General features: G+C 66.1%; 6 protein-coding genes. All 6 read right to left on the bottom strand.

Annotation, left to right across the window (positions count from 1 at the left end; translation table 11 throughout):
- Positions 1 to 164 precede the first annotated feature (164 nt).
- The gene (locus SAS01S_RS21515) at positions 165 to 995 is read right to left on the bottom strand and encodes a sulfite exporter TauE/SafE family protein (protein ID WP_066813206.1); all 831 of its coding nucleotides are present in this window, start codon (positions 993 to 995) and stop codon (positions 165 to 167) included.
- 162 nt (positions 996 to 1157) lie between these two features.
- Positions 1158 to 1523: a reverse transcriptase-like protein gene (locus tag SAS01S_RS21520; protein WP_245657069.1), complete on the bottom strand. Its 366-nt coding sequence runs from the start codon at positions 1521 to 1523 to the stop codon at positions 1158 to 1160.
- Entirely contained in the window at positions 1520 to 2071 is a 552-nt protein-coding gene (locus SAS01S_RS21525; protein ID WP_066813210.1) for a pseudouridine synthase, read from the bottom strand. The genes SAS01S_RS21520 and SAS01S_RS21525 overlap by 4 nt, the downstream gene beginning before the upstream one ends.
- Before the next feature lie 203 nt (positions 2072 to 2274).
- Complete coding sequence (locus SAS01S_RS21530; RefSeq protein ID WP_066813212.1) at positions 2275 to 3921, bottom strand: NAD(P)/FAD-dependent oxidoreductase; 1647 nt, start codon at positions 3919 to 3921, stop codon at positions 2275 to 2277.
- Between the two features lie 69 nt (positions 3922 to 3990).
- Positions 3991 to 4248, bottom strand: a complete 258-nt coding sequence (locus tag SAS01S_RS21535) for a hypothetical protein (RefSeq protein WP_066813218.1) — start codon at positions 4246 to 4248, stop codon at positions 3991 to 3993.
- Positions 4249 to 4255: 7 nt separating this feature from the next.
- Positions 4256 to 4714, bottom strand: a complete 459-nt coding sequence (locus SAS01S_RS21540; RefSeq protein ID WP_066813219.1) for a YaiI/YqxD family protein — start codon at positions 4712 to 4714, stop codon at positions 4256 to 4258.
- Between the last annotated feature and the right edge of the window lie 159 nt (positions 4715 to 4873).

Genomic DNA, 4873 nt, shown 5'->3' on the forward strand with positions numbered 1-4873 from the left:
CGGGCGAGGTCGCGGCGGGCATAGCCGCGGCTGAGCAGGTCGTCCGCCGATTCCTCGTTCAACGCGATGTCGATGACGCTTTCTCTGTCGATCATCTTGGCATGGTCGATCATTGTGTCTGTCTCCCTGGTTGCTCTGGTCGGTCCCATCGACCAGCGCGGTTGTCAGAATTTCATCGCGTTCCTCAGCATCACGAACGCGATGAAGATGAGGTAGAGGCCGAACACGCGCTTGAGCGGGCCGGCCGGCAGACTATGCGCGGCCGCCACGCCGAGCGGCGCGGTCAGCACCGACATCGAGGCGATGACGATTGTCGCCGGCAAGTTGACATAGCCGAGCGAACCCCAGGGCAGGCCCGGCTGGCGGAACCCGATGATCGCGAACCCGATCGCGCTGGGGATGGCGATCAGCGCGCCGATGCCCGATGCGGTCGCGATCGCGCGATGGATCGATCGGCCATGCAGCGTCATCACCATGATCGCGATCGTGCCGCCGCCGATCCCGAGCAATGAGGAAAAGGTGCCGAGCCCGCCGGCAATGGCGACGCGCGGCGCCAGTCCCGGCATCGAGTCCGAGATGACGTGATTGCTCAGGCGCGGGATCAGGAAATTGAGCGACATCAGCAGCACGCCGATGGCGAAGATCAGCAGCAGCACATGCCCGTCGACATGGCCGGCAAGCACGACGCCGACGCCGTCGCCGAAGATCAGCCATGGCGCCCAGGCGCGCAAAATCTCGAATTCGACCGCGCCACGCTTGGCATGCGATCGCAACGATCTGAGCGAGGTCAGGATGATCGTCGCGGCCGACGTACCGATCGCGACATGCGCATATTGATGCTTGTCGCCGCCCAAGAGGGGCAGGACCAGCATCAGCGCCGGAACGACGATGAACCCCCCGCCAATGCCGAAAATACCGGCAGCAAAACCCGCGATCAGTCCGGCGCATAACAGCGCGATCAACGGAATCAGCCAGACGCCTTGTGAAGCAGTCAAGAGCGACCCTCCCTGTTAGGTGAGGCCTCTCCTGAGAGACGGGGCTTGTCGCCGCCCTGTCGATTCGTAAGCTGCGCAAGCGATCTAACATTTGCAACAAGAAAATATTGCGGCGGCGTTTTCCGTAACTAATTTACTTAAATCAAGGCATTTTGGTCGCCGCTACCGTTCGTGCAGTCGCGCAAGCGCGATGCCGGCCAGGTTCTGCGATCGCTTTACATGATGGATTCGGGGCCTGCCCGTCGGCGGCTGCAGCGCGGCCAGGGCCTGGCGGTGACGGAGGTTATCGCTCGGGCATCTGACCGTGCCGTTGGCCTGACCGACGACCGCCAGCGAATCCCCCAGAAACACCGCGTCGTGCAGCCCAAGGTCGGCGGCCAGCTCCACCGCGTGCAACAACGCCAGCCACTCGGCGTCCATTGCCGACCCCGGGCCCAGTCCTTGCCGCACATAGTCCCGCCCTTGCACGACCACCGCGGTCTCCATCCCCGTCGCCGGCCGCCAGCCGCCGTCGAAGAATATCTTCACACGTCCAGCGATCGCCATTCCCCCGGCGCGATGCCGTCGAGCGACCAGTCGCCGATGCTCCACCGCACCAGCCGGAGCGTCGGATGGCCGACCGCCGCGGTCATGCGGCGGACCTGGCGGTTACGGCCTTCGCGGATCGTCAGGCGGATCCAGCCATCGGGTATGTTCTTGCGGAAACGGATCGGCGGGTCGCGCGGCCATAGATCGGGGGCCGGGATGCGCTCGGCCTCGGCTGGGCGGGTGGCGCCGTCCTTCAGCCGCACGCCACTACGAAGGGTTGCGAGCGCGTCGTCGCTCACCTCGCCCTCGAGCTGGGCGAGATAGGTCTTGGCGGTCTTGAACTTCGGGTCGGCGATCCGCGACTGCAGCCGGCCATCATCGGTCAGCAGCAACAACCCCTCGCTGTCGAGATCGAGCCGCCCGGCGGGATAGACTCCCGCCACGTCGATGAACGCGGACAGGGTAGGGCGCGACGATCCCTCGGTGCCGCGGTCGGTGAACTGGCACAGCACGCCATAGGGTTTGTTGAACAGGATCAGCCGCGCCATGCGGCGGCTTTGATCCAGGTTAGGCCAATTTTCAATGTTCGGAATTGGCGAGTTGATTGCGTAGTCCAGGTTTTCGCCCAGTTCCCATCGTCACCCCGGCCTTGTGCCGGGGTTCACCGTGCCGCAAGCGCGGGACAAGAGGCCCTAGGGCGGGGCTTAGCAGCGCAATGGATGCCGGGACGAGCCCGGCATGACTAAAGTGCCTAAGCCACGGCCCCCACCACAACGTCCGCCCGCTCGCCACCCAGGCTCAGCGCCACTGCCTCCGCTACCTTGATACCATCCACCGCCGCCGACAGGATCCCGCCAGCGTAGCCAGCACCTTCGCCCGCCGGGAACAGGCCGGCGGTGTTCAGGCTCTGGAAGTCCTTGCCACGGGTAAAGCGCACCGGCGACGATGTCCGCGTCTCGACCCCGGTCATCAGCACGTCGGGATGGTCGTATCCCGGGATCTGGCGGCCGAACACCGGCAGCGCTTCGCGCATCGCGGCCACCGCGAAGTCGGGCAGGCAAAGCGACAGGTCGGTGAGCTCGACGCCGGGACGATAGGAGGGGATGACCGCGCCCAATTCCTGCGAGGGCTGCCCGGCGAGGAAGTCGCCGAGCTTCTGCGCAGGTGCCTTGTAATTGGAGCCACCCGCTATGAACGCGCGCTCTTCCCAATGGCGCTGCAGCGCGATCCCCGCGAGTGGATCGCCCGGATAGTCGCGCTCGGGGTCGATCGCGACGACCAGCCCCGAATTGGCGTTCCGCTCGTTGCGCGAATATTGGCTCATGCCGTTGGTTGCGACGCGGCCGATTTCGGACGTCGCCGCCACCACGGTCCCGCCCGGGCACATGCAGAAACTGTAAACCGCGCGCCCGTTCGAGGCATGGTGCGAGATATGATATTCGGCCGCGCCCAGGATCGGATTGCCGGCGCTGGGGCCGAACCGCGCCTTGTCGATCCACGATTGCGGATGCTCGATGCGCACGCCCAGCGAGAAGGGCTTGGCCTCGACGAACACGCCTGCCGCCTGCAACATCGCGAACGTGTCGCGCGCGCTGTGGCCGATCGCCAGGACGACGCGGTCGGCCTCGAGATACTCGCCGTCATGAAGGTGGAGGCCGCGAATATGGCGCTGGCCGCCCGCGTCGGTGGCGATGTCGACGCCGTCGACGCGAGTGCCGAAGCGATATTCTCCGCCCAGCTCCTCGATCGTCGCGCGGATGCTCTCGACCATCGTCACCAGGCGAAAGGTGCCGATATGCGGGTGCGCCTCGGTCAGGATTTCCTCCGGCGCCCCGGCCTTGACGAACTCGGCAAGCACCTTGCGGTCGAGATGGCGGCGGTCCTTGATCCGGCTGTAGAGCTTGCCGTCGGAAAATGTGCCGGCGCCACCTTCGCCGAACTGGACGTTGCTTTCCGGGTTGAGCACGCTCCTGCGCCACAGGCCCCAGGTGTCCTTGGTCCGCTCGCGCACGACCTTGCCGCGTTCGACGATGATCGGGCGGAACCCCATTTGCGCGAGCATCAATGCAGCAAGCAGGCCGCACGGGCCGGTACCGATGACGACCGGACGCAGGCCGTTGCCAGTGGCGTGGGCGATCGGTTGATAGGCGGTGTCGGGCGTCGGGCGGACATTGCGATCGTCGGCGAAGCGCGCGAGCAACGCCGCTTCGTCGGCGACGGCCAGGTCGATCGCGTAGATCAGCATGATCGCGTTCTTGCGCCGTGCGTCGTTGCCGCGCCGCGCGATCTCGAAGCTGAGCAACTCGTCCGCCGCGATTCCCAAGCGCGCGCAGATCGCAGCAGGCAAGGCCTCGTCGATATGGTCGAGCGGAAGGGCAAGGTCGGTCAGGCGGATCATAGGCGGTGCTCTAGCGGGTGAGGGGACGGCAAGCCAGATTCCTTCCCGGTCCGCGGGAGGGGAGAAGGCTCAGCCTTCGGCTTCGTCTGCCATGTCCATAAAATTCCGGGCGGCGTCGCGATCCGCCTCGTCCTTGAACGCCACATCGAGGTCGGGTGCGACGCCGAGCATGAACATCAACGTCCACAAGGCGAAGCGGCGCGGGCGATCTTTTTCCAGTCCCAGATCGACGCGCATCCGCTCGGTTCCCGCCTCGAAGGCGGCGGGTGTCAGCGTGGCCAAGTCGGCGCTGCCGAAATAGTGGCGCAGGCGGTCGTCGAGATCCATGGCTCGGTTAACGCGCCCGCATAAGAGCGGCGTCAAGCGCCTGTAGGAAGCGCGAACGATCGGCCTTGCTGAACGCCGCCGGCCCGCCGATCTGATCACCCCCGGCGCGCAGGTCCGCCATGATCGCCCGCGTCGCGATCGCCGCGCCGATCGAGCTTGTCGTGAACGGCTTGCCGGTAGGGGCCAGCACTTGCGCGCCTGCCTTGAGCGCGCGGTCGGCGAGCAGGATGTCGGCGGTGATCACCACCGCGCCCGGCCCGGCGGCCTCGGCGATCCAGTCGTCGGCGGCGTCGAACCCGTCGCTTACGACGATGCGCGTGATCAGCGGATGCGCGGGGACGCGGAGATGGCTGTTGCTGACCACCCAGACCGGGACTTCGAGCCGCCAGGCGACTTTGTAGATCTCGTCCTTGACCGGGCAGGCATCGGCGTCGACCAGGATGCGGCGAGAGGGTGGAATGTTCATTGTGAGCCTTTAGCTCGTTCGCGCCGGCCTTGTCGAAGCGCGTCCTCGGACGCCTTCACACGCTTCCCCGGCGAAGGCCGGGGCCCAGTCGCGATGGACGCTTGACGGCGGGACGCCATCGCCATGTTCACGAAACTGGGCCTCGGCCTTCGCCGGGGA

The sequence above is a fragment of the Sphingomonas asaccharolytica NBRC 15499 genome, assembly GCF_001598355.1.
GTDB classification, from domain to species: Bacteria; Pseudomonadota; Alphaproteobacteria; order Sphingomonadales; family Sphingomonadaceae; genus Sphingomonas; species Sphingomonas asaccharolytica.

Coding starts and splice junctions, on each gene's coding strand:
- SAS01S_RS21535 (WP_066813218.1), bottom strand. CDS start 4,248: ATGGATCTCGACGACCGCCTGCGCCACTATTTCGGCAGCGCCGACTTG.
- SAS01S_RS21530 (WP_066813212.1), bottom strand. CDS start 3,921: ATGATCCGCCTGACCGACCTTGCCCTTCCGCTCGACCATATCGACGAG.
- SAS01S_RS21540 (WP_066813219.1), bottom strand. CDS start 4,714: ATGAACATTCCACCCTCTCGCCGCATCCTGGTCGACGCCGATGCCTGC.
- SAS01S_RS21525 (WP_066813210.1), bottom strand. CDS start 2,071: ATGGCGCGGCTGATCCTGTTCAACAAACCCTATGGCGTGCTGTGCCAG.